The organism is Adlercreutzia equolifaciens DSM 19450 (assembly GCF_000478885.1).
Lineage (GTDB): Bacteria > Actinomycetota > Coriobacteriia > Coriobacteriales > Eggerthellaceae > Adlercreutzia > Adlercreutzia equolifaciens.
The window spans coordinates 600,851-625,716 of the sequence record NC_022567.1; the positions used below are offsets into that span (position 1 = coordinate 600,851).

Annotated in this window: 27 protein-coding genes; 14 read left to right on the forward strand and 13 right to left on the reverse strand. The window is 63.7% G+C overall.

Annotated elements, in window-relative coordinates; genetic code table 11:
* Positions 1-40: 40 nt before the first annotated feature.
* The 3 genes from AEQU_RS02110 to ettA form a co-directional block, all read right to left on the reverse strand.
* On the reverse strand, positions 41-808 hold the full coding sequence (locus tag AEQU_RS02110) for a zeta toxin family protein (protein WP_022739275.1): 768 nt from the start codon (positions 806-808) through the stop codon (positions 41-43).
* 2 nt (positions 809-810) lie between these two features.
* The gene (locus AEQU_RS02115; RefSeq protein ID WP_022739276.1) at positions 811-1,365 is read right to left on the reverse strand and encodes a helix-turn-helix domain-containing protein; all 555 of its coding nucleotides are present in this window, start codon (positions 1,363-1,365) and stop codon (positions 811-813) included.
* A 219-nt stretch (positions 1,366-1,584) separates the two neighbouring features.
* Positions 1,585-3,264, reverse strand: coding sequence for an energy-dependent translational throttle protein EttA (gene ettA, locus AEQU_RS02120; RefSeq protein ID WP_022739277.1), 1,680 nt, complete (start codon positions 3,262-3,264; stop codon positions 1,585-1,587).
* A 433-nt stretch (positions 3,265-3,697) separates the two neighbouring features.
* Here ettA and AEQU_RS02125 point away from each other — a divergent pair, with 433 nt between their 5' ends.
* The gene (locus tag AEQU_RS02125; protein ID WP_022739278.1) at positions 3,698-4,594 is read left to right on the forward strand and encodes a hypothetical protein; all 897 of its coding nucleotides are present in this window, start codon (positions 3,698-3,700) and stop codon (positions 4,592-4,594) included.
* Positions 4,595-4,934: 340 nt separating this feature from the next.
* Here AEQU_RS02125 and AEQU_RS13015 read toward each other — a convergent pair whose 3' ends face one another.
* Complete coding sequence (locus tag AEQU_RS13015; RefSeq protein ID WP_279055468.1) at positions 4,935-5,060, reverse strand: hypothetical protein; 126 nt, start codon at positions 5,058-5,060, stop codon at positions 4,935-4,937.
* Between the two features lie 157 nt (positions 5,061-5,217).
* Between AEQU_RS13015 and AEQU_RS02130 the strand changes: the two genes are divergently transcribed.
* Positions 5,218-5,685, forward strand: coding sequence for a low molecular weight protein-tyrosine-phosphatase (locus AEQU_RS02130; protein ID WP_022739279.1), 468 nt, complete (start codon positions 5,218-5,220; stop codon positions 5,683-5,685).
* A gap of 26 nt (positions 5,686-5,711) precedes the next feature.
* Here AEQU_RS02130 and AEQU_RS02135 read toward each other — a convergent pair whose 3' ends face one another.
* The 5 genes from AEQU_RS02135 to AEQU_RS02155 all read right to left on the reverse strand — a co-directional run bounded on the left by AEQU_RS02135 (position 5,712) and on the right by AEQU_RS02155 (position 10,342).
* Positions 5,712-6,065, reverse strand: a complete 354-nt coding sequence (locus tag AEQU_RS02135) for a nitrous oxide-stimulated promoter family protein (protein ID WP_022739280.1) — start codon at positions 6,063-6,065, stop codon at positions 5,712-5,714.
* Between the two features lie 236 nt (positions 6,066-6,301).
* On the reverse strand, positions 6,302-7,366 hold the full coding sequence (locus AEQU_RS02140) for a class I SAM-dependent methyltransferase (protein ID WP_022739281.1): 1,065 nt from the start codon (positions 7,364-7,366) through the stop codon (positions 6,302-6,304).
* A complete protein-coding gene (locus AEQU_RS02145) occupies positions 7,363-9,339 on the reverse strand; it encodes an elongator complex protein 3 (RefSeq protein ID WP_022739282.1) in 1,977 nt (658 codons plus the stop codon). The genes AEQU_RS02140 and AEQU_RS02145 overlap by 4 nt, the downstream gene beginning before the upstream one ends.
* A gap of 164 nt (positions 9,340-9,503) precedes the next feature.
* Positions 9,504-9,785 (reverse strand): hypothetical protein, encoded by a 282-nt coding sequence (locus AEQU_RS11680; RefSeq protein WP_158318392.1) that lies wholly within the window; start codon positions 9,783-9,785, stop codon positions 9,504-9,506.
* An 8-nt stretch (positions 9,786-9,793) separates the two neighbouring features.
* A complete protein-coding gene (locus AEQU_RS02155; protein ID WP_051353367.1) occupies positions 9,794-10,342 on the reverse strand; it encodes a PD-(D/E)XK nuclease family transposase in 549 nt (182 codons plus the stop codon).
* Positions 10,343-10,611: 269 nt separating this feature from the next.
* Between AEQU_RS02155 and AEQU_RS02160 the strand changes: the two genes are divergently transcribed.
* From AEQU_RS02160 to AEQU_RS02200, 9 genes are all read left to right on the forward strand, one after another.
* Entirely contained in the window at positions 10,612-11,076 is a 465-nt protein-coding gene (locus tag AEQU_RS02160) for a hypothetical protein (RefSeq protein ID WP_022739284.1), read from the forward strand.
* A 12-nt stretch (positions 11,077-11,088) separates the two neighbouring features.
* On the forward strand, positions 11,089-12,153 hold the full coding sequence (locus tag AEQU_RS11685) for an Imm32 family immunity protein (RefSeq protein WP_051353368.1): 1,065 nt from the start codon (positions 11,089-11,091) through the stop codon (positions 12,151-12,153).
* Between the two features lie 355 nt (positions 12,154-12,508).
* Positions 12,509-12,874, forward strand: a complete 366-nt coding sequence (locus tag AEQU_RS12795) for a hypothetical protein (protein WP_041714349.1) — start codon at positions 12,509-12,511, stop codon at positions 12,872-12,874.
* Between the two features lie 9 nt (positions 12,875-12,883).
* Complete coding sequence (locus tag AEQU_RS02175; RefSeq protein ID WP_022739286.1) at positions 12,884-13,141, forward strand: hypothetical protein; 258 nt, start codon at positions 12,884-12,886, stop codon at positions 13,139-13,141.
* 15 nt (positions 13,142-13,156) lie between these two features.
* Positions 13,157-13,438 carry a hypothetical protein gene (locus tag AEQU_RS02180; RefSeq protein WP_041714350.1) on the forward strand — a complete coding sequence of 94 codons (282 nt, stop codon included), beginning with the start codon at positions 13,157-13,159 and terminating at the stop codon, positions 13,436-13,438.
* Positions 13,439-13,489: 51 nt separating this feature from the next.
* The gene (locus AEQU_RS11690) at positions 13,490-13,933 is read left to right on the forward strand and encodes a DUF4240 domain-containing protein (protein ID WP_022739288.1); all 444 of its coding nucleotides are present in this window, start codon (positions 13,490-13,492) and stop codon (positions 13,931-13,933) included.
* Positions 13,934-13,986: 53 nt separating this feature from the next.
* A complete protein-coding gene (locus AEQU_RS12740) occupies positions 13,987-15,318 on the forward strand; it encodes an RHS repeat-associated core domain-containing protein (protein ID WP_197536807.1) in 1,332 nt (443 codons plus the stop codon).
* Positions 15,318-15,866: a hypothetical protein gene (locus AEQU_RS02195; RefSeq protein ID WP_022739290.1), complete on the forward strand. Its 549-nt coding sequence runs from the start codon at positions 15,318-15,320 to the stop codon at positions 15,864-15,866. The genes AEQU_RS12740 and AEQU_RS02195 overlap by 1 nt, the downstream gene beginning before the upstream one ends.
* A gap of 566 nt (positions 15,867-16,432) precedes the next feature.
* A complete protein-coding gene (locus AEQU_RS02200) occupies positions 16,433-17,155 on the forward strand; it encodes a hypothetical protein (protein WP_022739291.1) in 723 nt (240 codons plus the stop codon).
* Between the two features lie 235 nt (positions 17,156-17,390).
* On the opposite strand, the gene thrH is transcribed toward AEQU_RS02200, so the two are convergent.
* On the reverse strand, positions 17,391-17,990 hold the full coding sequence (gene thrH / locus AEQU_RS02205) for a bifunctional phosphoserine phosphatase/homoserine phosphotransferase ThrH (RefSeq protein WP_022739292.1): 600 nt from the start codon (positions 17,988-17,990) through the stop codon (positions 17,391-17,393).
* A gap of 225 nt (positions 17,991-18,215) precedes the next feature.
* Between thrH and AEQU_RS02210 the strand changes: the two genes are divergently transcribed.
* Positions 18,216-18,902 (forward strand): beta/alpha barrel domain-containing protein, encoded by a 687-nt coding sequence (locus tag AEQU_RS02210; RefSeq protein WP_022739293.1) that lies wholly within the window; start codon positions 18,216-18,218, stop codon positions 18,900-18,902.
* Positions 18,903-19,052: 150 nt separating this feature from the next.
* Here the strand turns inward: AEQU_RS02210 and AEQU_RS02215 are convergent, their stop codons facing one another.
* Together AEQU_RS02215 and AEQU_RS02220 are read right to left on the reverse strand one after the other, a co-directional pair.
* Complete coding sequence (locus tag AEQU_RS02215) at positions 19,053-19,961, reverse strand: Ppx/GppA phosphatase family protein (RefSeq protein WP_022739294.1); 909 nt, start codon at positions 19,959-19,961, stop codon at positions 19,053-19,055.
* Positions 19,962-20,087: 126 nt separating this feature from the next.
* Positions 20,088-20,876 (reverse strand): sortase domain-containing protein, encoded by a 789-nt coding sequence (locus AEQU_RS02220; RefSeq protein WP_022739295.1) that lies wholly within the window; start codon positions 20,874-20,876, stop codon positions 20,088-20,090.
* 623 nt (positions 20,877-21,499) lie between these two features.
* Between AEQU_RS02220 and AEQU_RS02225 the strand changes: the two genes are divergently transcribed.
* Both AEQU_RS02225 and AEQU_RS02230 read left to right on the forward strand, forming a co-directional pair.
* Complete coding sequence (locus AEQU_RS02225; protein ID WP_022739296.1) at positions 21,500-22,357, forward strand: hypothetical protein; 858 nt, start codon at positions 21,500-21,502, stop codon at positions 22,355-22,357.
* Between the two features lie 21 nt (positions 22,358-22,378).
* Complete coding sequence (locus AEQU_RS02230; protein WP_022739297.1) at positions 22,379-23,539, forward strand: CapA family protein; 1,161 nt, start codon at positions 22,379-22,381, stop codon at positions 23,537-23,539.
* Here AEQU_RS02230 and AEQU_RS02235 read toward each other — a convergent pair.
* On the reverse strand, positions 23,536-24,717 hold the full coding sequence (locus tag AEQU_RS02235; RefSeq protein WP_022739298.1) for a beta-ketoacyl-ACP synthase 3: 1,182 nt from the start codon (positions 24,715-24,717) through the stop codon (positions 23,536-23,538). The two genes, AEQU_RS02230 and AEQU_RS02235, sit on opposite strands and share 4 nt — an antisense overlap.
* Positions 24,718-24,866 lie beyond the last annotated feature (149 nt).

The following is a 24,866-nucleotide window of genomic DNA, read 5'->3' on the forward strand; positions in this document are numbered from 1 at the left end:
GGCTTGAAACCCGCTCGTCGTTGGTAGCGCAGGGCGGGTTTTACTTTGTCTTCAGGTAGTTCAGCTTGGCTTTGAGCTCGTTGTAGTGGCGTCGCTCCTCGGGAGTCCAGGGGTCGAAGAGGATGGTGCGTAAGGCTTCTTCGGCGCTGTCGCCAGCTCCCTCGCGGGGGAACAGACGCGTTTGGCTTCGGTCGTAGAGGGCGATCTCGTCGAACATTCCGCTTGCTTCCAGGACGCCGAGGTTGGAGACGATCTGATCGATGATCTTGTTGTGGTGCGCCGGGTCGGTGGCCCGGGGCGTCGCGCCGGCTACGCGCATCTCCTCGTAGCGAATTTGGCAGCTGACGAGCGAGATCTCCGGCTTTACGGCCATAAGCGCGAGGGACACCCCGTAACCGCGCTGGCGCAGCAGCTCCGCCGTTTTCAAGGGCGCTTCCGCCGTGCGCAGCGTGCCCTCGATGACGAGGTTGTACCCGATGCGCGAGAGCGAGTCGATAAGCGCCTCGGTCATGCGCCCCGCCCATGGCGCGGTGTAATTAACGGCTTCGTCCCCGTAAATGCGCTGAAGCTCCAAGAAGCGGGGGTGAAACTTTCGATAGTCGCCCCCGTTGATGCTGATACCGTTGCCGTCCAGTCGACGATGGATGATCTTGTGGAGTGTGGTTTTTCCTGCCCCGCTCTGGCCTCCGAGCAAAAAAGCCTGGGGCGCCGATTCAAGTGTGGGGCGATAGGCGTTCAGGAGGTTCCAACGCAACTCTTCGAACTTTTCGCTGAACTCCCTTTCGGTGTACTTTTCTTCGTCGCTCATAGTTAGGCCGCCTTTGCAAGCTGGATCGAAAGGAACTGCTGGAAACCTTTCAGCTGACCTCGTATCTCATCGATAGCTCGTTGGTTGGCGGCTGAGTCTGAGAGAATTTCGGGCACAAGACGAGCGATCTGTTGCTCGATGTCGTCATAGATTATCGTCAGCTCGTCGTTGCCTTTGAGCTTCGCGTCGGCGCGCGCTCGGGAGATTTGCGCCATAATATCCCAGGCGGATTCGTTCAACACCTCCTGCTGCAACGTCAGCTCGTAGATTTCCGTCATGTCCATGATGTCTCCTTCCTCATCAAAGGTCACTTCCGCATAGACGATCTTCTCGACCGATGCGCGCTGCTTGGGGGTGAGCACGTCGCCGTCGCGCTCGAGGCAGCCGGCCATGAACTCGGGGATCATGGCGGCGCGAATGAGGTTGGCGTTGGCCTTGGTAGGGGCGATGCCCTTCTCGTAGCGAGTGATGCTGGCCTCGCCGATGCCGAGTAGCCGCGCAAAGGCCTGCTGGGAGAGTCCGTAGTGCTTCCGGATCTCCTTAATTTGCTGGGACATGTCGTGTTCTCTCATGATTATCCAATCTATAGATTGCCTAATAGGGGCATCATATCAGTTAGGTTAGGACATATTCGACATGAATTCGAAAAAATGATAGAGAAAAGCTCAGCAATATATCAATCAAAAGATAGAAAGAGGGCGATCCCTGTGAGATCGCCCTCTTCGGTAGGAAAATATGATGCTCGGGGCCTTGATGGCCCCTGGAGCTGTCGGTGCCTAGTCGCGGGTTAGTTTGCGGTGGAGGCGGTGGGGCTTGGCGGCCTCCTTGCCGAGACGCGCCTCGCGGTCGGCCTGGTAGGCTTCGAAGTTGCCCTCGAAGAAGTGCCAGCGGCCGGGGTTCTCGTCATCGCCTTCCCAAGCCAGAATGTGCGTGGCGATGCGGTCGAGGAACATGCGGTCGTGGCTGACCACGACTGAGCAGCCGGGGAAGTCGAGCAGCGCCGCTTCAAGGCTGGAGAGGGTCTCCACGTCCAGGTCGTTGGTGGGCTCGTCCAGAAGGAGCAGGTTGCCTCCCTCCTTCAGGGTGAGCGCCAGGTTCAGCCGGTTGCGCTCGCCGCCGGAGAGCACGCCCGCGGGCTTCTGCTGGTCGGCTCCCTTGAAACCGAAGGCGGCCACGTAGGCGCGGGAGGGCACTTCGGTCTCACCGACCATCATGTAGTCGGTGCCACCGGACACCACTTCCCAAAGCTTCTTGTCCGGGTCGATGCCCGCGCGGTTCTGGTCGACGTAGGCGATCTTCACCGTCTCGCCGATTTCCAGCTCGCCGCCGTCGAGCGGTTCTAGGCCCACGATGGTCTTGAACAGGGTGGTCTTGCCGACGCCGTTGGGGCCGATCACGCCCACAATGCCGTTGCGGGGGAGCTCGAAGGACAAGTCGTCGATGAGCACGCGGCCGTCGAATTCCTTGTGCAGGTTTTTCGCTACGAGCACCTTCGAGCCCAAACGGGGGCCGGCGGGAATCTGAATCTCCGCGAAATCGAGCTTCTTCGCCTTGCCGGCCTCGGCCACCATGGCGTCGTAGTTGGCTAGACGCGCCTTCGACTTCGCCTGACGGGCCTTCGGCGAGCTGCGCACCCACTCCAGTTCGCGCTCCATGCGCTTGGCAAGTTTGGCCTGGGCCTGGCCCTGGGCGGCCATGCGGGCGGCCTTGGTCTCCAGGTAGGTGGAGTAGTTGCCCTTGTAGGGGAACAGCTGGCCGCGGTCGACCTCGCAGATCCACTCGGCGGCGTGGTCGAGGAAGTAGCGGTCGTGGGTGACGGCGAGCACGGCGCCGGGGTAGGTCTTCAGGTGCTGTTCGAGCCAGAGGACCGACTCGGCGTCCAGGTGGTTGGTGGGCTCGTCGAGCAGCAGCAAGTCGGGCTGTTCCAGAAGCAAGCGGCACAGCGCCACGCGACGGCGCTCGCCGCCGGAAAGGATGCTCACGGGCGCGTCCGGGTCGGGACACTGCAGCGCGTCCATGGCCTGGGAGAGCTGGGAGTCGAGATCCCACCCGTTCGCGGCGTCGATCTCGTCCTGCAGCTTGCCCATCTCGTCCATGAGGGCGTCGAAGTCGGCGTCGGGCGCGGCCATCTCCTCGCCGATCTGGTTGAAGCGTTCCATCTTGGCGAGCACGTCGGCAAAGGCCATCTGAATGTTCTCGAGGACGGTCTTGTCCTCCTCAAGCGGCGGCTCCTGCAGAAGGATGCCCACGGTGTAGCCAGGCGTCAGGCGCGCCTCGCCGTTGGAGACTTCCTCCAGGCCGGCCATGACCTTCAACAGGGTGGACTTGCCCATGCCGTTGGGCCCCACGACGCCGATCTTCGCGCCGGGATAGAACGACAGCGTGACGTCGTCCAGAATAACCTTGTCGCCCACCGCCTTGCGGGCCTTGTACATTTGGTAGATGAACTCTGCCATTTACTGCTTTCTCCTTATCTTATCAGGTGATATAAAACAAATATTTGCTTCCTGTGTCAGCCTGTAGTGTCAGAATTTTCATTTTGAAATTGCATTGCCTGTGTCAGAAACTGAACGGCTTTCTGAATTATAAAGGCCCTTGCTTTAGGAGGGAAGCGCAAAAAGCCAGCGGAAGAATACGCCTTACCACAACTGTTCCTTCCGGAACGCTTACAACTTCATCTGAACCACTGTCAAGGAGGGTATCCACCTTTCTTTGGTGGTTCGCATTTGCGAGCGTTCCGAACAGTTGTGGCGACCGCGGTGGATACTCTCCTTTTCAATTGAGCCTTCTCCGCAGTAGAAAAGTGCTGCCTTTGCCATTTGTTGCGCAACAAGTTACGCACGACATGAGGTAGAAATGGCGCACTGGCTACAACTGGAAGGAGAAGAAATGAGCGGGAGATTTAAGGGAGTTGCGGTGGCGTCGCTTGTGACTGTCTTGGCGTTTTGCGTGTCTGGCTGTCTTGACGGATGTAGTTCGAGCCAAGAGGTGAACTCCGGCTTAAATGCTCAAGAGCAAGCAGCCAAAAGCGATGAGGTTGCGTCTTCGGATGCCAGCGAAGACGTAGAAGTCAGCCAGGATACCAGCGAATTAAACGGTGCTGACGAACTGGTTGGGATTTGGGATGATGGGTACAATGAGGTGATGTTTGACGGAAAACTCGCCTACTTAGGTGATGGAGAGATTCCTTCCTTATACACAGTCAGAGCCGTGGAAGGCAACTCTATTACCCTCTCGTTTGATGAATCAGGTGGTGAATTGAGCTTTGAGTTCGACGACCCCGACACCCTTATTGGTGAGAATGGCTCCGACAAGCCAGCAAAAAGGATCTCTGACAATCCCTACGACGAAATGCCTAGGAGGGTTATTCTTCCACTTGGCGAGGACTATTCTGGGGATGACATGGCTGTTTCTCTTGAATCTGTCGAATGGAAGGAAAGTTTCGAGATTCGCAGCAGAAAGCACGATTACGCCTTGAACTCCGAAGATGACGTTCCGGGTGAGTCGTACCTTCTTGTTCAGGGGGAAATGGAGAGCAGGTTCCCCTCGTCTGTCCATTTGGGATCAGATGCCTATGCAGCAATTCTCATCAATAATAAATACTTTATTCGTGCAAGTATTTCAAATGGCGAAGCCGCCTTCATCGAACCGTTGTCGAAGGAAAATCTGGCAATATATTGTTCCTTGTCGGAAGAAGCTAAAGCTAGTATTGAGAGCGCCGTTCTCTATCTTTCTTTCGCAGATGCCGGAGAGATGGGTCAGCTTTTTGTAACGCCATTGATTTGATGGTATGCGCGTGGTTTGATGAGGCATCCGAAACTCGCCGCCGCGCTTTGCGGCGCTAGCAATGAGTTTCGCTTTTTCAGGAAATATAGAATCATGGAATGATGTACTGCGCAAAAGTAAAAGGCCCCATTATCGGTGCCTTTTGGCGGGTTTAGTGATTAGTTTAAGCTTGAAGTCAGCCAGCGAGCTTCGGCCGAAGAGTTTCCGAAGAGCAATCTCGAAACGGTTCCCAAAAGCGCTGCAAGGGGCTATAATATAAGGCGTACCAGCAAAGCCCGTTCCGTAGTTGCTAGGCTAAGGTGTCACGGGCGGCGCAGGTATTTTCGAAATGAAGGGTCAGTTAGCGCTGGCCCTCTCTCTTTCTCCCTTCGTCATCCGTTCGCGTCGATTTCATCTCCCGCCAGACCTCAAGAACGAAGCCTGCTATTGTGGCGACCGCCGCAGCGGCGAAAAGAATACTCTCCATGGCAGCACTCCTTTACTCTCGGAGCGCCGCCCGCGCGGACTTTGCTGGCACGTGGGCGGAATTTTAGCATAGAAAGTGCACGATTGAACGAAATCCAAGTTCCTCTATAATTTACTGGAAAGCAAGGACCGCCCCTCTCCATGCAAAGGATTTCCCCATGTCCCAAACACCCATTCGCATCCTTTTCGTTTGCCACGGCAACATCTGCCGATCGACCATGGCCGAGTTCGTGTTGAAGGACATGGTGACGCGGCGGGGGCTTGCCGAGCAGTTCCACATCGAGTCGGCGGCGACGAGCACCGAGGAGATCGGCAACCCGGTGCATCCGGGCACGGCGGCGGTGCTGCGCGAGTACGGCATTGGCGGCTTTGAGGCCAAGCGTGCTCGGCAGCTGCGCCGTGCCGACTACGATGCCTTCGACTTCATCATCGGCATGGACACGGCCAATATCCGCAACATGAATTGGATACTTGGCGGTGATCCCGACGGCAAGGTGTTCAAGCTCTTGGAATTCGCCGGCACCAGCCGCAGCGTCGACGACCCGTGGTACACGGGCGATTTCGAAACCACCTACGCAGACGTGTGCGATGGCTGCGAGGGGCTGTTGGCGTATCTGGGGATGTAGCACCGTCAAGGGGCGCGAGGGCGCCCTTATTTCTTCAGAAGGTGGCGGATGACGGCCACGGGGTGATGGAGGATCATCCGGGGGCCAGCGTAGCGCATGATGGCGCGGATCTGTTCGCGCTGGGCGGGGGCGTAACAGTGGTTACCGCATTCCTCGCAGCTTGTTTTGTGAGCCATGGATCGGCAGCGCTCGGTGCGCAGGACGCAGTAGTCGTCGATGGCCTTGCACGCGGGGCAGAGCGTCTCGCCGGCGAAACTTGTCTCGGTGCGCGCAGGCGCGTCGTGATTGCCAGCGCAGTAAATCGCCACCATGTTCGAGATGGTGCGCTTCTCGCGCTCGCGGCGGCGAGCGACTTTGGGGGTATCAGGTGTTCTTGCCATGGGCTGCACTTTAGCAGATTTCCCGCTGATGCGTCGTCCTTGTTAGCTCCTTCAAACTTTCGCCAAAAGAGCGAGCAGCCGCAAAATGACGATGTTGACGTCACAGGCGTCATTTTGCGGCTGCATTTCTCTCAAACGGGGCTGTTTTGGTCTCTGGTCAGTCACGAATTGACGCTTGTTACGGCAAGACCGTGAATTCGCGGCTGGAAAACGGTGGGGGTGAGGGTGCGTCTAAGCTAGAGGCGCTGCAAAATGAGGTAGCGGTTGAGGTTGCCGAGTTTGCCGTCGGCGGAGAAGCGAGCGATCTCGCGGAAGGAGGGGGGAGCGGCAGACGCGCAGCCGCTGGTGGAGGGCGCGCTGGGTTCGCGGATGGCGGCGAGGAGGGCGTCGATTTCGTCCTCGGGTGTGTGGTGGCAGAAGCGGTAGACGCCCTCGGCATGCTGCCAGCCGAGGAGAAAGTCGTTTTCGTGGAAGGTGGGGAGGCAATGGGCGGCGCGGCCCTCGGCGGTGACCGTGGCGGCTTTGGCAGCCAGGCGCGGGTCGTTCAGGAACTGCCAGAACGACACGACGGCAAAGCCGCCGGGTCGCAGGGAGCCGAGGAGCCCCTCGAGAACCCGGGCGCGCAGGGCGAATGTCGGCAGATGGTGCATGAGTCCGAAGGCGACGGCGAGGTCGTGCGAGTTGCATGGGAGACGGTCGGCGAAGGTGCTGTCGAGGAGGGATTCCACGATGTCGAGGGCGCGGAGATCTACGATGGTCTTTTCGGGGGGATTCGCGCCCTGCCCTGAAGCATTCTCCTCTTTCGTTTTGGAAGCAGCAGAGGAGCTGCGAAGGCTGTGCGGGAAGGCGGCAGATAGAGCGCCGATTTCGGGAGATGCCAGATCGGGGCAGTTGTCGAGGGCGGTGACGCGCAGGGGGGCGTTTGTGCGTTCGGCGAGGAAGCGTTCGAAGCGGAGGTTGCCGCAGCCAAGGTCGAGGACAGCGAGGGAGTCCTTGGAATTGCTGGCATAGTCATCGGAGATGCGGGTGGCGCGGCTGGAGAGGGAGTCTCGCACGGCGGCGTGGCTGGGAAAGGGGCCTTGCGCGGCATCGGGGGCCGTGATGAGCTCCCAAGCCTTCTCCCAACCATGCCAAGGGGCTTGTCTCGTGGCCGAGAACGAGGTGGCCTCGCGGGCGTAGAAGTCGCTCGTGAGGTCATTCAGTTTGCGGATGACCTGGGGGGAGTAGGCGTCGGGCTGCGAGGCGCTCTGCGCGGTGGTTGCTCCGGATGCGGAAACACGCTGCTCGTCGGCGATGCTCATGGCAGCGGCCGCTTCTGGTAGAGCCCGGCGTCCTTAAAGCCGAGGTTGCGGTAGTAGACGCGGGTGCCCACGGCGCTGATGACGTTAATCGCGGTGTACCCGGCTGCCGTCGCTTGGGCGCAGGCCTCTTCCACGAGCGCCCGCCCGAGGCCCAGATGCTGGGTGCCCTCGCCGGTGCGGTGCAGGGCGGCCACCTTCCCGTACACATGCACTTCGCGGATCATGGCCTCCTGCGGTGCGGAGGGGGAAGCAAGCGAGGAACCCCTCGCCTCGCTTTGCTCGCTCTTGATGGGAGGGGGAGAGGACTCGTTGGCGGTGTCGCGGGGAAGTGCCGTCGGCAGCGACAGGCGGCAGAAGCCGGCGATCTTGTTTTCGGGGGTGATCCATTCAAGGAAGCGCTCTTCGGTGGTGGCGGTCTGGTAGGCGATGGTCTGAAGGGAAAGGTCGCCCACGGTGGCGCCTTCTACGGAGATTTCGCGGGAGCGAATCTCGGCAACCGCTTCGTCTGTGGCATCAACGGCGGCTTCTACCACTTGGCGCAGGTTGGTCTTCTTGTTGCCGGCGAGGATGTCGGTGGCGGAGATGTCGCGGACCATGCGGGAGATGCGCGTCCAGGGCGGGGTGGCCAGCACGTCCTGGACGAGGACTCTCACGAGCTCTTCCTCGGTGTAGGGGCGCCAGCGGCCGGCCTCGTAGCAGTCAGTGAGTTGGGCGCTTTCCACAAGGCAGCAGGGATAGAGCTTCACCTCATCGGGCAGAAACGCCGGGTCGGTGACGAGACGACGGTAGTCGGCAATGTCGGAGGCGGGGTCGGCGCCGAGCAGGTTCACCATGAAGTGCACGTGGCTTTTGAAGCCGAACCGCCGCAAGAGGGCCATGGCATCGGCGATGCGCGCGGACGTGATGGCGCGGCCGTTGGCGGCGAGAAGGTCGTCGGAGAGGCTCTGGATGCCGATCTGCACCTTGGTGCAGCCGAGTGCGCGCAGGCTGCGGCAGGCATCGGCGGTGACGAGGTCGGGGCGCGTTTCCGCCACCAGCCCGACGACGCGCTTCGGTGCCGTTTCGTTGGCGCGATGCAGGGCGAAAAGATCGTCCCAGGAAAGTTCCTTCGGTGCTGCGCTTTCAGCGTCTTCCCGTAGGGGCAGACCTTGGTCTGCCCTCTGGGCCGCCGTCGAAATGCCGGGATGCGGGAATGCCTCGGCCTCGTGCCCGCGTGGGCCCTCTGCCGCATAGGCCTCCCGCCATGCCTCGTTGTAGGTGAGCTCTCCGGCATCGATGCGCTGTTGGAGGGATGCTGCCGCAGCGGCCAGGGCATCGCGATCGCGGGGAAGGCCGCGGCTCTCGTACCACCTCTGGCGCTCGGTCGCTTCACGGGCGCGTTCCTCATCGGGCAGGTTCAAAGCGCGGAAGAGCTCGCCTATGAACCAGCGCTGATAGCTTTCGGGGTAGTCGCTCCAGGTGCCGCCCAGCACGATGAGCTCCACTTTGTCGGTGACATGCCCCATGGCGGTCAGCGTCCGCAGGCGCGCGGCCACTTGGAGGAAGGGGTCGAACCAGCATCGCTCGGCCCGCTGGCAGGCCGGCTCGTCGGAAAGATAGCTCTTCGGCATACGGATATCGTTCGGACAGAACACGCAGGCGCCCGAGCACGGCCAGGGCTTCGTGAGCACGGTGATGGTGGCCACGCCCGAGGCGGTGCGCCGCGGTTTGGCCTGCAGAAGGCGCACGAGGGCTGCGTCGGTCGCCTCGCTCACGTTCCACGCCGCCCACCGCTCGGGCTCCTCGGCCTTCACGCGCAGGTAGAAGGGGAGGAGTCGCCGCTTGGCCACTTGGCGCGTGCCGTCGTGGGCGGCGCGGTTGTGCCGACGCACCAGTTTGTCGAGCCATGCGGCGTCGGCGTTGCTGTCGGCTCCTTCGCCACCGACGACGCCGCTGCGCACGGCTTCGATTATTTCCAGGAGTGCTTCTTCCATGGCTCAAGCATACACGGTTTCGTTCCCGATGCGCGCTGCTCGTCATTCGGTTTGCGAAAAACTGGCAAGTTTTCTAAGCTTTTCGGTTCTATGTTTTGGTTCTGTCAAAGGCTAACAAGACGGAGATCCGTGAAGAAGGGCAGCACGGCTTCTTGGAAGACGCTTCAGCAGCGCTTGGAGCGATCAGCATCGTCCCCGAGCCCGAACTCCGCGAGCAGCATATCGCGGTAGGCGGCGTCCTCGGAGGCGCGCCTGGCGTCGTCCAAGCGCCCCGCGTCCAATAGAAGGCCGACGAGGGATCCCAAGCGATCCATTCCTTGCTCGATTCCTTGTTCGATCCCTTGCTCGATGCCCCTGGCCTCTGCGCGGCGGCAGCGCATCTCGGTATCCTGCTCGTAGGTCAGCACCTTGGTCACCCACTCCCGGTCACGGTTGTACTCCTCCACGAGGGAGTCTATCTCGCGGGACAGCGCGCCCTCGGGCCGCCCCGTCGCCACGTAGTGTAGCAAATCGCGCAGGTCGGGGTCGGCGACATCCTCGGCGGCCGACGCGTTGAACACGCGCCAGTGCGAGTCGTCCCCCGCGACCAGCCCGGGGGCCTCCAGGCAGACCCGCTCGATCGAATAGACCGCGCCGCCCTGAAGGGGTCGGTCGCGCAGAAGAACACGACGAAGCTCTCCGGGAGCAGCTCGTAGTCTTCTCCGGGGCCCAACTCCGTCGCGTCGATCGCCGCCTGGTAGTAGCGCATCCGGCGCCCTATCCGGTCCTCGGGGGAGACCTGCATCTCGATGTCGAACACGCGGCTTCCCTCCCGGGCGAACACGTCCATGCGGACGCCGCGGCTCGCCGCCGCCGGCTCCTTCGCCTGCTCGGCGTTCAGGTAGGCTATCTCCCCCACCTCTATCCCCAGCGCGGCGCGCAGGACCTTGCGGCACACCTCCTCCTCGCATAGCACTCTGTTAAACATCCAGCGGTCGGTGAACTTCAGGTTCCTTTTCGGCATGGCGGAATCCTTTCATCGGACATCACGATTCCCCAAGCCTACGACAGCGCGACCGCAGAAATGACGCGGGAATGCCCCGATCCGTTCCCCGCGCCGACCGCACTTGCGCCGCAGCAGAGTCGCATCGGAGTCCCCGCCTGCCCCTCGCCGGATGTCGCATCCCTCTGGTTGAACCGGTCGCCCTCCTAACGATGCAGCAGACGCAAAGCCCACGGTTACCAAGCCCAGCCGTCCCCATTGTCAAAGGTCTGACAGCTGGGAACAGGCCGATGCGTGTAAGCCTGGCGATCGCCGACACCTACCTGGAGGACGGGCTGGGCAGCGTCAGCGCCGTGCTGCGCGAGGGCGGCGCCGTGGCCGCCAGCCTCTCCTGCTCCCCGTGGGGCGAGGAGGAGCTGGCCACGGAGTCGCTGCCGGGCTACGGCGACAGGTTCGAGCGGCCCCACTACGGATACAACGCCGAGCCCACCTCGCCCGAGGGAAGCCCGCAGTGCCTGCGCGCCCGCTGGTACGACCCCTCCGGTTCCTGGGGCTATGGAGAAGTGGAGCCTTGCCGTTTTGTCTCAGCCGATGGCACTCGTGTATTCAGGATGAAAGATTCCGATCTGGCTGGAAAAGACACCGGTGGAGTTCCTCATGTGCACTTTGAGGTGATCGGCCCTAGCCCAACAAGGCCCGATGTCAAAATGACTACTCTTGAAAAGTCGCACACCTATTTCGATGATATTGAGTAGGAAGGGATGACGATGAAAAGAAAGTTGACCTACCCCGTGTTGAGGGATGGAGGCTCTTTGGTATACCAGTGGGCACCCTGCTACAGGATTTGGGCGACGGAACGTGCCGGCAAGATTGTCATAATCGCCAACCGCACGGGACTCATCTCCCTTTCCCGTATTTGCATGACGCTCGCGCGCTCCGGTACGAGTTGCCCGCTGCACGACCATCTCGAAGTGGGCACCGATTTGGAGGACGGCTCTACCGAGCTGACCTTGGTTCTCGAGGGCGACGGCTGCGGCGTCGAGGGAACGCCGACGGGCGATCTGGGAGAGGTCGTGTTCGATATTCCCGTGGCGGGAAGCCGAATTGACCGCGAGTTTCGGCTCGGCCCCTCGGAGCGAGTGGAATCGGCAATCGACGGGGATGGCTTGACCATCACTGCGAGCCGGGAGGGATTCGTCGCTCTGGCCCGTATTTTCATGATTTTGGCCGAGCCGGAAGCGAGGTTTGGGACGCGCGTCGTGCTGTCGCGGTCCTCCGGCCTGGGCGATGGGCCGGCGATCGAGATCGAGAAGGCGGTCCCCGCCGAGGACGGGGCGCCCTCCCGACCCCGCGCGTGGAGGATTTGGGCCAGTGAGGCGTGGCGGGAGGAAGGGCGCGGCGACGCGGAGCCCCTCGTAGACGGCACGTTGCTTTTGGACGACCGGGCCCGGGCGCTTTTCGCGGAGGCCTGCGGCCTCGTCGCGAGTCCGTCGGACGAAGGGGCCGCCGAGGGGCTCCCGTGGCGCCTATCCGATATGCCCGAGGCAGACGGCGTTGTCTACGAGGAGATGGATCTGGCCCAAGGAGAGGACGGGGGCGTGTGGATTCGCCGGTACGCCCTGGCGCCCGAGCACATTGCCGGATACGATCTCTTCCGGCTAAAGGGCGATCCGACCTGCGGGATATATGCTTCCCAGCGTCTCTTCGAGCGGTGGCTCGACGCGGGCCTCGCGGGCCTTGCGTTCCAGCTCGTGTGGGACAGCAGCTACGAGGAACAGCCTGTCTTCGCCACCCCGGACGATGACGGCCCCGCATGGATCGACGAGGTGTAGGGCTACGAGGGTCGTTGGCTGAGAGGCTTTCAGTCAAGCGAGTGCAAAGAGCGAATGCAGGTAAGGAGACAGCATGAAAGAGCAGATAGGCCCTATGCCGATGGCTGAGTATTTTATTGGTCTTGAGGAAGCTTGTCGTGCTCAGGGTCGATGTGCTCCGAGTGTTCAGATGTGGGTATGTTCTTCGCTGTGGGGATACATATCTACGAAGGAGGATTTTTGCGCCGAGGCTGCCTCCTGGCTCAGTCGTCTGTGGGGATTGCCTCCAGCGCGTGTGCTCCTTTGCGCCTCGTCGCGAGGACGTGGGAGCACGCCTCGTATACGGCAGCACTACGGTCTCTGGAAGACTTTGGATATGGCTAACAAAGGTCTGCGCTTGAAAAACCCACGGGAAGAAAGGGTAGACGAAGGAGACGACTTTTCTTTCATGGGAACCGCAGAGTTGCCGGATGGCCTGACGGATCACGCAGTGCTTGCCCTCTGGAGCGCAGGGCGAGCCTCCAAGTTCCTGTACCTTGCCCGATCTGACTCGCTGGTTGACCAGGAGCACATAATGAGGAAGCTCCTAGAGGTATTCGCCGGAGACGGACTCCCGTTTTTCGCTTCATTCGATCTATGCCCCTTGTTCGATTCGATGCCTGCGGGAGATGGAGTCGTTTGTTTCCAGAATTACGGTGACGGTCTGGCGGTCTATCTCTTCGAAAAAGAAGTAAGTCGGTAGGAGCCGAAGATGACCGAAAGCAACACGATAAAGTCGATCGAATGTCTGTTCATGGGAGACGGCTATCAAGCGGGCGCATTCGCCGACGGGGATGTCCTGGTGACAGTGCATGACGGGGAGGCGCTCTTCAAAATCAACGGCGATGGGGCGGCCATGTTGACGGAGAGGTTTCTCGATTTGGCGGCCCCCGACGTCCTCTTGGCGTCGTGCGCGGAGCTCCAGGAGTGGAGCGGCATGGCGCGGGGGTCGCTTGAGCTGTACATCTAGAGGGAAGACCCGGCGGTGCCCGAGTCCGAGGCGCGGATGCGCCGCCAGAGCCGGATCCGGTGCGAGGACCTGGGGGAGATATCGGAATCGGAGGACGCGCTGCGGCCGAGGGGGATGCGGCTTGCGGGCGAGTGTGGGCGGGAAGGGGACGATGCGCCTTTCTTCGTCGACGCCCGGCGCTCGTCGGATGATGTCATCGTCTACGCCGACGGTCCCGGCATGCGTCTGCTCGCCGACGCCTTCTCAGACGTGGGGTCGTGGCCCGCGGGCCACGAGGAGACGCTGCTCGCGCGCTGAGGGCGGGCAGGGGGCGAGCCGCGTCGTTCGCTTTGCTGGAAAGGAATTCGCATGGACGAGGACGAGTTTTGGGACACCGTCGGGCTCCTGGACCGGGCTCGCGGGGGCGACGACGTGGCCGCGGCAGAGCCCCTCGTGGCATATCTGGCCGCGCTCCCCAACGGGGAGCTGTTCGCCTTCGGCAACGCGCTGGCGGAGCACTTGCGGGCGCTGGACAGGCGCGACGTCGCGGAGCGGGCCTTCGGGTTCTCCCGCGACCGCCTCTTCCCCGACGAGTTCCTGGGCTGGCGCTGCGCGTGCGTCGCGGGTGGCAGGGAGTGCTACGCGGACGCCCTCGCGGGGCGCTCCGCCCCGGCCGCCGGCGCGCGCTTCGAGGAGCTCATGTTCGCCCCCATGAGGGCGTGGGCCCGCAAGTACGGCGACGACCCCGCCGACTATCCCCACGAGCCCCGCCCCGGCTTCCAGACCTTCGCCAACGAGGACGGCTGGTCGTAGGGCGTCCCGGCGGCCGTGGCGCGGCCTTCCCCGCACCTTGAAATCCCCCAGAAATCTCCGCCAGCCTCTCCTGCTCCCCGTGGGGCGAGGAGGAGCTCTCCACGGAGTCGCTGCCCGGCTACGGCGACAGGTTCGAGCGGCCCCACTACGGATACAACGCCGAGCCCACCTCGCCCGAGGGAGGGCTGCAGTACCTGCGCGCCCGCTGGTACGACCCCTCCATGGGCGCGTTCGGCAGCCGCGACTCGCTGCTGGGCGACGCGGCCGACCCGGCCACCCTCAACCGCTACGCCTACGCCGGGGGCAACCCGGTGGCGAGCTGCGACCCGACGGGGCATGTCACCGCCTATAAGAACCGGGTGTCGAGGCAGCGCGCGACGCAGAGGCGCGTGCAGGCGTCCGGCAGCAGGAGGACGACCTCCGCCAAGAAGACCAGCGTCTTCGCGAAGGTGTCCACAGCGGTCGCGCGCTTCGCCGGCCCGCTGGTCAAGGCGCCCCCGCTGAAGAAGATGACCAAGGAGCTCTCGTACGCGACCAACCGGACGTTCAACAGGCTGCCCCCCGCGCCGGCGGCGTCGGTGGTCGCGGTGGGGGCGGGCGCCGCGCTGCGGAGCGTCTACTACGGGAGCGGCAAGGGCGGGGGCGGCCCTGGGAGCTACTCCCCGGGCACCGCGAGGACGGTCGCCCTCACCGCCTCCGCGATCCGCGCCCGCAACTACGCCGCCGCGGCCAGGGCCGCGTTCTGCGGCACCGCCGCCCATATGGGCGAGTCGAAGACCCAGGGGGTGGACCTCGCCGCCATAGGACACGGCGCCCTGGACCTGCTCGGGTTCATCCCGGGGATCGGCGCCGCCGCCGACGTCGCCAACGGCCTGTGGTATGCTGCCGAGGGCAACTACGTGGACGCGGCCATGTCCTTCGTCTCGGCCATCCCCGGCGTGGGCGATGCGGCCGGCGCCGCCAAGGTGGGCGCCAAGGCCGGCCTGGCCGCCCTGGACGCCGCCGACGCCGCGATGGCTGCGACTCGTGCCGCCAAGAAGCTGGAGGCCGTGAAACTTGGAGGCGGCGCGTATAAGGATGTTCGTACAGCGGGTCGAGAGGCTCATCATATGCCCGCAAAATCAGTCAGTCATCTTGGGGAGCGGGAAGGCCCAGCAATAAGTATGACGCCCGAGGATCATCGTTTAACGGCGAGTTGGGGCAATAGCAAAGCAGCGCAAGACTACAGAAAAGAACAGCAGAGACTGGTTGACGAGGGGAGGTTCAGAGAGGCTCAGCAACAAGACATTGATCATGTGCGAAAAATTGCTGGTGATAAATATGACAGGGAGATATCCCAAATGATAGCCTATACCGACGAACTTGAGCGAAAAGGAAGAATTTAATGCAGAATACTGAGAGGCCAACTGCAACTTACAACGTGGAGCCCTACCAGGGAGCGGCGGGCGTGAAGTTCGGGATGACGCGCTGTGATGTGGCAAAAGCGATCGGCGGCCCAGAGGGGACCTTTCATAGAGGAGGAGAGGAGAGAGACCCTGGCGGCACTGACCAGTACTCTGATTTCTTCGTAAGCTACGATGCAGACGGCGCCTGCGAGGCGATCGAGTTCTTCGGCGGGGAGGTACGCTGCGAGGGCATTCTCCTATTTCCGAATCCCTACGCCGACGCTCTCGAAAAGCTGCAGGAAGCGGGGGTCGACCTGCTGTGCAATGGCGATGGGTGCACTTCTCTGGCGCTGGGAGTGGGGGTGTACGCGCCATTCGCGAGGGATATCCTGGGAGGCGAGGAAGCCGACGGCGATGTGCCTCTGGTGGAGAGCGTGATCGCTTTTCGGAAGGGGTACTACGACGATCTCGTGGAGGCATATCCCGGCATTCTCGGGGTGCCGGTCGAGGAATGGCTGGCGCCGGCGCGGCGCGAGCGCTCGCGCTGATTCGGCTGCCAGATGGATGCGTCGTCAAGGAAAACGGCGGAAGGAGACCATCTATATGGGCGAGGATGAGTTCTGGGATGCCATTGGACTGCTGGACTGGGGCCGTGGGGGCGACGATGTGACCGCGGTAGAGCCCCTCGTGGCGCATCTGGCCGCCTCTTCCCCGACGAGTTCCTGGGCTGGCGCTGCGCGTGCGTCGCGGGTGGCAGGGAGTGCTACGCGGACGCCCTCGCGGGGCGCTCCGCCCCGGCCGCCAGCGCGCGCTTCGAGGAGCTCGCGTTCGCCCCGATGAGGGCGTGGGCCCGCAAGTACGGCGCCGACCCCGCCGACTACCCGCACGAGCCCCGCTCCGGCTTCCAGACCTTCGCCAACGAAGAGGGCTGGTCGTAGGGCGACCGGCGCCGGGGCCGCTAGGCCCAATCGGCGACACGAAAAGGCAGCGGCGCCGCCGAGGGTCGCGGTCGGCACGAGGCTGCTGCGGTTCGGGACAGCACTGCAATAGGGGCGGCAGCGGGCGGAAAGGATATAATAGCCGCATATTCGCTTCTCCAAGGAAAGAGGGCGGCATGCGGAAGGTGGTTCCCTACCGGAGTGTGGGCCCGGTGGAGTTCGGGATGGCCCCGGAGGAGGTCTCGGCGGCCCTGGGCGCGCGGCCCGACGCAGTGTACGGCGAGGGTTACGTCGAGAGTTACGGCCAAATTTTTGTGCGCTACGACCCGCAGCGACGATGCCGCGCTGTTGCCGTGAGCGACCCGACCCTCATGTTCGAGGACGATCCAGGCGTGGGAGGGCCTGCTTGCGAATGGATCAAAGCGAAAATAATGGCGCGTGACGGCGACGCGATTGCCTGGGACTCGGGCATCGCGTCATTCGGCCTTGGTCTGATGGCCAGATGCGGTCGCCAGTTTTGCGAACGCGCCCCGCACGTGCGCGTGACGGCCTTCGCGCCCGGCGATCTGGTGTTGGACATGCAGAGGGCGCGGATCGTGCTGGAGTGTAAAGCTTTCAGGGAGCAGGACAGGCGCGTGGTCGAGGAATGGCTCGACAACGGTGAGTGGGAGCTCGCGCTCGGGGATCTCGCCTTGATGTGCGAGGCGGCGGCCCCGGAAGTTCCCTCGCCGGATCTCGAGATGCTCGCCGATTTGGCCAGGCGCGCCGGAGAGGACGCGCCGGCGTGCAATGGGGAAGCGCTCTTCAAGGTCGACGGTGGCGGGGCCTTCTTCGCCGACTACCCGCACGAGCGTCGCCCCGGCTTCCAGACCTTCGACAACGAGGAGGGCTGGTCGTAGGCCGCGTTGTCGCTATGGGCGGTCAAGTACACGCCTGTGGCGGCAACTTGCAGGACCGCGCAGGAAGATCAGTTCGGATTTGGCAAGTTTTCTAAGTTTTTCGACGGAGGAAAGGGCGGGAGGTGCGCTCAGCGCTACCGAATCGCCCTCGAACCTTCGATTTCCGTGTCTGAGGGGTCTTTTCGAAGGGGACGATGTCGAAACCCTCGAAAAACTTGCCAGATTTCCGTTCGAATTACAGCGCGGCCTTGATGGCGGCGAGCAGCTCGTCGTAGGTTTCCAGGGCCGGCAGCTCCGGGTACTCGGCCTTGATGGCGTCGGTGGTGCGGAACAAAAAGCCGGCCTTCGAATCCAGGATCATGCCCAAATCGTTGTGGGAGTCGCCGGCGGCGATGGTCTGCATGCCGCAGGAGTGCAGCGCGCGCACCGTGGTGAGCTTGGTCTCGGGGCAGCGCATGGCGAAGTCGGTGATGGTGCCGTCTTCGGCGACGACGAGCTCGTTGCAGAACAACGTCGGCCAGCCGAGCTTCTCCATGAGGGGCTTGGCGAACTGTTCGAAGGTGTCGGAGATGATGATGACCTGGGTGAGGCTGCGCAGCTCGTCCAAAAACGCGCGGGCGCCGGGCATGGGGTCGATCTCCGCGATGGTCGCCTGCACATCGGGCAGGCCCAGCCCGTGCTCGGCCAGAACGTCGAGGCGCCACTTCATGAGCTTGTCGTAATCGGGCTCGTCGCGGGTGGTGCGCTTAAGCTCGGGGATGCCGGCTTCTTCGGCGAAGGCGATCCAGATTTCGGGAACCAGCACGCCTTCCAAATCGAGGCACACGACGTTCATAGGGCACTCCTTCCGTGGGCGGCGCCGGGGCTTAAGGCCTGCGCGCCGCAGGGTATCGTCGGCAGAAGCGTACCCCACCGAAGGCGCCTTGCCGCCTCGGAAGCGGAAAGATGGCGCAGGGGGCGACTTCAGCGGTAGCGCGGGCGCCGGGATTGCTATACTGGGCGTTCCAAAAAGAAGGCGCCGGCAAGGGCGCCACGGGCGGCAAGAGCGAGGAGCGCGGCTGTGACCAAGGTCATCAAGAGAGAACATGCGGAGCGGGCCCAGGCACACGAGAGCGTACTCGCTGTGCCCGAGGTCATGCGTACGGCCCCCGGCATCGCCATTCAGGGGCGCAAGATCCGCTCGCTGGTGTTCTCGACGGATCTGGCCGTCATCTGCCACTGCGACGCCGATGCGGTGCTGGCGGTGTACCCCTTCACCTGCCAGCCGGCCATCACCCAGGCGCTTGTGGCCGCGTCCCAGCGCCCGGTGTTCAACGGGGTCGGCGGCTCCATCACCCAGGGCGAGCGCTGCGTGGAGGCGGCCCTGCACTCCGAAATGTCCGGCGTGGCGGCCGTCGTGGTGAACACGTCCATTCCTGTGGAGTCCATCTCGGCGCTCGTGGAGAAGGTGGCCGTGCCCGTGTGCGTGACCGCCTGCGCTGCCGACGACGTGGTGCACCGCCAGATTGCGGCGGGGGCCTCCATCGTGAACGTGGCCGCCGGCGCCCGCACGCCCCAGGTGGTGGAGGCTCTGCGCCAGGAATATCCCGACCTGCCGATCATCGCCACGGGCGGCCCGACCGACGATGCCATCCGCGCCACCATTGCGGCCGGCGCCGACGCCGTCAGCTGGACGCCGCCGGCCATTGCCGATCTGGAGCGCGAGGTGATGGAGAAAGCCCGGCGTTTGGCGGCCGAGCTGTTGTAGAGCCCTGCAAGTGCGATCCGTAGGGGCGACCTTGGTCGCCCCTACGCAGCTGGGGGCACCATTCCGGTTGGGAGGGCTGACCAAGGTCAGCTCCTACGGGATGTGGGGCAAGCGAGGTTGACCGGCTCTACGTGGTAAACCGGCGGGGCCCTAAAGCATGTGGGTGACGAGGTAGCCTTCGCGGATGCCGTATTTGCAGGGGATAACTTCGGCGGCGGCCAGCTCCTCTGCGAGCGTGCGCACGATGATCATGCCGGGAACGAGGCTGTGAACACGGTCGGGGGCGGCTTTCACGGCGCGATGGGCGAAAACGGAGACGTCGCCCTGAAGGAGATCGGCGAGTCCTTCCATGTCCTTGCGGCTGATGCTCTTGGGCCGGGTGTCGTCGCCCCACACGGCGGCGACCATCTTCGCGAGGGCGCGCACCGATCCGCCGATGCCGTAGAGTCGCTCGCTTCGGTACCCCTCCAAATTCGGCAGCGCCTGGAGTTCTTTGCGGAACGCGTCGGCGATGGTGCGGCATTCGGCCGGGGTGGGAATGACGCAGCGCACGTAGTTCGCGTAGGCGAGCACGCAGCCGAAAGGTATCGAGATCCCCGCATGGTCGCCATCGGCCGCAAGGGCCGTCAGCTCCGTCGAGCCGCCGCCGACATCGATGAGCGTGCCTGCTGCAAGGGGTGCGCCGATGGAGGCGCCGACGAACCCGAGGTGGGCCTCCTCGCGGGCGGAGAGCACGCGCACCTTGTGATCGATGGCCGCCTCGATGGCCGCGGTTGCCGCTTCGGAATTCGCGCAGTTGCGCAGCACGGCGGTGGCGAAGATATCGACGCGCGCGCAGTTGAGGTTGTCGGCCAGCTTCAGCAGGTCGCCCAGCACGGCTACGGCTCGCGCGATGCCCGCGTTGGAGAGCGCCCCGTCGGTCACGTAGGCGGCAAGGCCGGCCATCTTCTTCTCGTCGACCAACGTGCGGAAGGGCTTGGCGGCATCTTCCCGCTTGGTCTCGTAAACGACCAGGCGAACCGAATTGGAGCCGAGGTCGATAACGCCGAGGCGTGCCATGAGGATCCTTTCTCGAGGGTGCATTCCGCAGTGCTTCCCTAGGGTAACGCAACCTGCCGGCAAAGAGCCGCCCGATCGGGAAGACCGGGCGGCTCGGAGGAGGGGAGGAGCGGGTCGCTGTCGCCTCTAGACGGCGATGACCACGCGGTAATGGGCGTTGTCCCCGCAGCATGTCTGCAGAATGATCGACTCGCCGTAGTCGGTCACGCGGGACTGGATGTCCTCCCAGTAGGTGTCGTCGGGCACGATGAACTCGTCGACGACGGAGTAGGTGCGCGTGTTCCCATCGGAGTCGCACACGGTGACGGGATCCCCGTTCTTCAGGGTCATGACGCAGGTGAAGTCGCCGGGGTTGTGGCCGATGAAGTAGCCCCAGCTGCCATCGGTGGTGCTATCGGAGCCCATCCACAGCCCCGCGCCGGAGGCGGGAGCCGAGGCGCTTTCGTAGGAGGGGACGTAGGTGACGATGTCCCCGTTCACGTCGATGGAGTCCGCTACCATTTCATCGCCTTCGGGGGAGATGGTCTCGAGGGGCTCGGTCACGTCGACGGCCTCCACGTCGATGGAATCGTTGGAGCCTTCGGGCGTCTCGCCGGCAGCGCTCGCGGCGGCCTTGGCGCCGGCATCGTGGCTTGCGCTGTGCTTGGCGGACAGGGAGGCGCGGCTGGAAACCGCGTCCATGGCCAACTCGTCGTGGATGTCATCGAACTCGGAGGCCATGGCCACCGCCTCTTCCTGATCCTCGTAGACGATGATGGAGGCCACCTGCTTGACGATGGACGTGTCCTGGGCCGCCTCGGGCATGGGCAGCGTGGCCGGATCGCGGTCGGGCTCCATGGCGTAGGCAATGCCGCCGACCAGGGCGAGCGCAGCGGCGCCGGAAACAACGGCGGCTATGAGTTTCGATGCCTTCATGACGCTTCTTCCTTTCACGAGGCCTATCGACGGAGTCGCGGACGGGCTTCTTCTTTGCGAGGCGAACCCTCTCGTGCGGTAAGGGCCAAGAATGGAACTTGACAGTGCCTATCTTAGGGTGTCCAGGTCACAAATAGGCTCTGAACTGGGCATTGTTGGAATCGCGTATGCGTAAGAGAACTTGTTCGGAAGAAAGAAGCCGCCTTGAAATACGCCCGTTTCCATCCCGTCGCCATTGTTGACGGCATGCAAGCGGAAACGGCGCGGGTTGCGCAGAAGTTGTGGGGGGCCGCTGCCGTTTGGCTCCCATAGGGGGCGACCTTGGGCGCCCCTGTTTTGTCGCGCGTGGTCGTCCCACTCGCTAGGGCTGACCAAGGTCAGCCCTACGGGGGAGCGACGTTGGCGACCCTTGCTGCACGCGTTGAGGTTTTCGTCGCTGCCGATTGTTGAGGTCTGAGGGCTTTTCGCGAAGAGGGGAGGTCGCAAGGCGATATTTTGCCTATAATGAGCCCACCTGTATTTCGATGGACACAACCGCACGCAAGCTGCTTCGGCGGCAGGCGTGCTGCCACCAAACGAACACGCGAAACGCACGACGGAAACGAACACGAGGTTGATCATCCATGGGAATGAACCAAGACCCCCGAGGGGATGCCTACGGCCGCAGCCCCGAGCGACCCGATGCGCCGGCTCCGGCCGGCCGGGCTCCCCAGGGCTCGCGGGGCAAGATCACCACGCGCCCCTCGCGAGAGAGCATTCTGCAGTCCTACGCGACCCAAGACGAGATGCGCGCCCGTGACGCGCGCCTGCGCTCCCAGCAGGCGTCCCGCGCCTATACGGCCAGCGCCGCCCAGCGCGACGCCGATCGCGCGGCGCGGCGCGAGGCGCTCGCGGCCCAGCAGCGCGAGCAGGAGGCTCGTCGCGCCGCCCAGCAGCGGCCCGCGCCCGCGGCGACTCCGGCCCAGCGCGCCGGCCAGCGCCGAACCCGCGTGGTGCCCCCGCTCTCTTCCCAGGAGAGCTACGACCTCACTCGCTCTTCCATGGAAAGCTACGAGCGTGCCCGCGCCTCCCGCGATGCCCTTTCCGAGGCTCGCCGGGGCCGTGCGCTCAACCGCGAGGTCATCGACGGCCGCGGCAGCATCGATTCGCGCACCTTCAACGAGAGCCACCAGATTTCCGCCTACTCGCGCGACGATCGCGACCGCCATGACCCGATGATTGACACGATGGACAATCGCACGTGGTATTCTCGGGCCGGGCAGGGGTTCGCCACGCCCGCCGAGGGGGCTCCCGGCGCTCCGGCGCCTGTGCGTCGCCCTCGTAGTTCTCGCGCCTCCGACGTGGGGTTTGCCGGCGTTATGAGCGGAAGTGCCAACTATGGCGGAGCGCAGGGCGGCTCCGGCGTGCCGCTGTTCGTCAAGGTGGCCGTCCCCCTGATCGTCGTTCTTCTTGTTGTAATCGTTTGCCTCTTAGTGTTCTAAAGGTTCTAGAAAAGGCTTTACATGTACGCGAAACCGACCTGTCCGACTCCGCTGAAGATCCTTCTCATTGTTGTTATTGCGGTCGAGCTTGTGGCCATCGGGCTCTTGCTCGCCGGCCGCGCCGGCGCTTCCGAGGGAGGTGCGGCGGCCGGATCGTCGGCTGATTCGGCGGGGGCTGCGGCTCCCATTGCCAACGATGCCGCCTCTCAGGGCGCCGACGGGAATGCCGCCGCTTCCGACCCTGCCACCGCTCCCGAGCCCGTGACGCTGACCGTCACCTTCGCCGGCGACTGCACGCTCGGCACCGACATCAACTACGAGAACGAGCGATCCTTCAACAGCCGCTGGCAGGCCGAGGAGGGCGACGCCACCTACTTCTTGCGCAACGTCGCCGACTTGTTCGGCTCCGACGACCTCACCGTGGTGAACATGGAGGGCGCGCTGACCGAGGGCGGCGAGCGGGCCGACAAGAAGTTCGCCTTCCGCGGCAAGCCGGAGTACGCCAAGATCCTCTCCAGCGCCTCGGTGGAGGCGGCGACGCTCGCGAACAACCACTCTCAGGATTACGGCCAGACGGGCTACGACGACACCATTGCCGCGCTGGACGCCGAGGGGGTGCAAAGCTTCGGCTACGACCGCATCGCGTATCTGGATGTGAAGGGCGTGAAGGTGGCGCTCATCGGGTCGTACTTCCCCGAGGACAGCGCCGAGAACACCAAGGAGATGACCGACAACATCGCCGCGGCCCGCGCCGAGGGCGCCCAGCTCGTGATCGTGTACGTGCACTGGGGCCAGGAGCACGAGTACGACATCACCGAGGGGCAGCAGGCCGCCGGGCGCGCCGCTATTGATGCGGGGGCCGATTTGGTGGTGGGCTCGCATCCCCACGTGGTGCAGGGCTGGGAGGTGTATCAGGGCCGCTACATCGTCTACAGCCTCGGCAACTTCTGCTTCGGCGGCAACACCAACCCCGACGACAAGGACTGCCTCATCTTCCAGCAGACCTTCACCGTGACCGGCGATACGGTGGCCAAGAACGACGACGTGGACTTCATCGCCGCCTCGGTTTCCACGGAGACCGACCGCAACACCTACCAGCCGATGCTGGCCGAAGGGGACGAGAAGGCCCGCATCGAGGCGAAGGTGCAAGAGGCCGCCGACCGCATCGCGGCTGCAGCCTAGATCCGGATCACGCAGGAGCCGGCGGTGAGGCCGCCGCCGAAGGCGGTCATGCAGGCGATGTCTCCCGGCTGCAGCTTGCCCTCGCAAAGCGCCTCGTTCAGGGCGATGAGGGCGCTGGCGCCGCTGACGTTGCCGACGTGGTCGATGATCACTTGGAAGCGCTCCATGGGGAGGCCCATCTTCTTGGCGGCGTAGCGGATGATGCGCTCGTTGGCCTGGTGCGGCGTGAACAGGGTGACGTCGTCGGTGGTCAGTCCGGCGCGGGTAAGCGCCTCCTCGGTGCAGCGAATCATGGCGGAGGTGGCGAACTTGAACACCGCCTGGCCGGCCATGCGCATATAGGGGTCGCTTTCCGCATCGGCAGCGGCGAGGCGCGGGGCATCGGTGGTGGAGGTGCCAGCAGCGGTCGTGCCGTCGGCGGCGAAGGGCACCTCGCGGGAGGCGAAGGCGCTGTCGCACCAGAGGGTGCGGTCGACGTCGTCGGTGTTTTCCATGTACGAGGAGAGGATGCCAGGGGCGTCGGCTCCGGCGGCTCCGGCGGCACCGGCGGCACCGGCAGTGCCATCAGCGCCGCCGGCTCCGGCCTCCGCCTCGTCGCGCCATTCCAGCATCACGGCCCCGGCGCCGTCGCCGAACAGGATGCACGTGGCGCGCTCCTCCCAATCGACGAGCTTGCTCAGGCGCTCGGCGGCCACCACGAGCACGCGGCGCACGTCGTTGCAGCGCATAGGGCCCCCGGTGCGGGCGGCTTCCAGGCGCGCGAAGGCGGCGCCGGCCATGATGAGGTCGGCGGTGGAAAGCCCGTAGACGCAGCCCGAACAGGCGCAGGACATGTCGTAGCACACGGCGTTTGTGGCACCGATGCGCTCGCGGATGCGGGCGGCCTCGGAGGGGAAGTGGGTGTCGGCGGTGAGCGTCGGGCAGATGATCATGTCCAGGCTGGCGGCATCGATCGCTCCCGCCTCGCGCTGCCAACCGCCCTCCTCAAGCCCCAGCGCCCGCAGCGCCGCCTGGGTGCCCAGGTCGGTGCAGGTCTCCTCGATGGCGACGTGGCGGGTGTGAATGCCCGTGCGCGGGACGATCCACTCGTCGGTGGTGTCTACGATTTCCGAGAGCTCGTCGTTGGTGACGATGCGCGCGGGCAGCGCTCTGCCCGATCCGATGATGACGCTGCCCAAAGCCGTTCCTTTCCGTAAATGATGCCTCAACCTGCCCTATGATGCCCCATATCGCCAAGTTTTCTGCTCAACGATGAGATGTTTGGTGAAGATTTTAAACGCGCGGTCAGTTTTTGGGGCGAATTCCTTAAGATTTCTCAGATAGTTTA

Coding starts and splice junctions, on each gene's coding strand:
- AEQU_RS02110 (WP_022739275.1), bottom strand. CDS start 808: ATGAGCGACGAAGAAAAGTACACCGAAAGGGAGTTCAGCGAAAAGTTC.
- AEQU_RS02115 (WP_022739276.1), bottom strand. CDS start 1,365: ATGTCCCAGCAAATTAAGGAGATCCGGAAGCACTACGGACTCTCCCAG.
- ettA (WP_022739277.1), bottom strand. CDS start 3,264: ATGGCAGAGTTCATCTACCAAATGTACAAGGCCCGCAAGGCGGTGGGC.
- AEQU_RS02125 (WP_022739278.1), top strand. CDS start 3,698: ATGAGCGGGAGATTTAAGGGAGTTGCGGTGGCGTCGCTTGTGACTGTC.
- AEQU_RS13015 (WP_279055468.1), bottom strand. CDS start 5,060: ATGGAGAGTATTCTTTTCGCCGCTGCGGCGGTCGCCACAATAGCAGGC.
- AEQU_RS02130 (WP_022739279.1), top strand. CDS start 5,218: ATGTCCCAAACACCCATTCGCATCCTTTTCGTTTGCCACGGCAACATC.
- AEQU_RS02135 (WP_022739280.1), bottom strand. CDS start 6,065: ATGGCAAGAACACCTGATACCCCCAAAGTCGCTCGCCGCCGCGAGCGC.
- AEQU_RS02140 (WP_022739281.1), bottom strand. CDS start 7,366: ATGAGCATCGCCGACGAGCAGCGTGTTTCCGCATCCGGAGCAACCACC.
- AEQU_RS02145 (WP_022739282.1), bottom strand. CDS start 9,339: ATGGAAGAAGCACTCCTGGAAATAATCGAAGCCGTGCGCAGCGGCGTC.
- AEQU_RS02155 (WP_051353367.1), bottom strand. CDS start 10,342: ATGCCGAAAAGGAACCTGAAGTTCACCGACCGCTGGATGTTTAACAGA.
- AEQU_RS02160 (WP_022739284.1), top strand. CDS start 10,612: ATGCGTGTAAGCCTGGCGATCGCCGACACCTACCTGGAGGACGGGCTG.
- AEQU_RS11685 (WP_051353368.1), top strand. CDS start 11,089: ATGAAAAGAAAGTTGACCTACCCCGTGTTGAGGGATGGAGGCTCTTTG.
- AEQU_RS12795 (WP_041714349.1), top strand. CDS start 12,509: ATGGCTAACAAAGGTCTGCGCTTGAAAAACCCACGGGAAGAAAGGGTA.
- AEQU_RS02175 (WP_022739286.1), top strand. CDS start 12,884: ATGACCGAAAGCAACACGATAAAGTCGATCGAATGTCTGTTCATGGGA.
- AEQU_RS11690 (WP_022739288.1), top strand. CDS start 13,490: ATGGACGAGGACGAGTTTTGGGACACCGTCGGGCTCCTGGACCGGGCT.
- AEQU_RS02195 (WP_022739290.1), top strand. CDS start 15,318: ATGCAGAATACTGAGAGGCCAACTGCAACTTACAACGTGGAGCCCTAC.
- AEQU_RS02200 (WP_022739291.1), top strand. CDS start 16,433: ATGCGGAAGGTGGTTCCCTACCGGAGTGTGGGCCCGGTGGAGTTCGGG.
- thrH (WP_022739292.1), bottom strand. CDS start 17,990: ATGAACGTCGTGTGCCTCGATTTGGAAGGCGTGCTGGTTCCCGAAATC.
- AEQU_RS02215 (WP_022739294.1), bottom strand. CDS start 19,961: ATGGCACGCCTCGGCGTTATCGACCTCGGCTCCAATTCGGTTCGCCTG.
- AEQU_RS02220 (WP_022739295.1), bottom strand. CDS start 20,876: ATGAAGGCATCGAAACTCATAGCCGCCGTTGTTTCCGGCGCCGCTGCG.
- AEQU_RS02225 (WP_022739296.1), top strand. CDS start 21,500: ATGGGAATGAACCAAGACCCCCGAGGGGATGCCTACGGCCGCAGCCCC.
- AEQU_RS02230 (WP_022739297.1), top strand. CDS start 22,379: ATGTACGCGAAACCGACCTGTCCGACTCCGCTGAAGATCCTTCTCATT.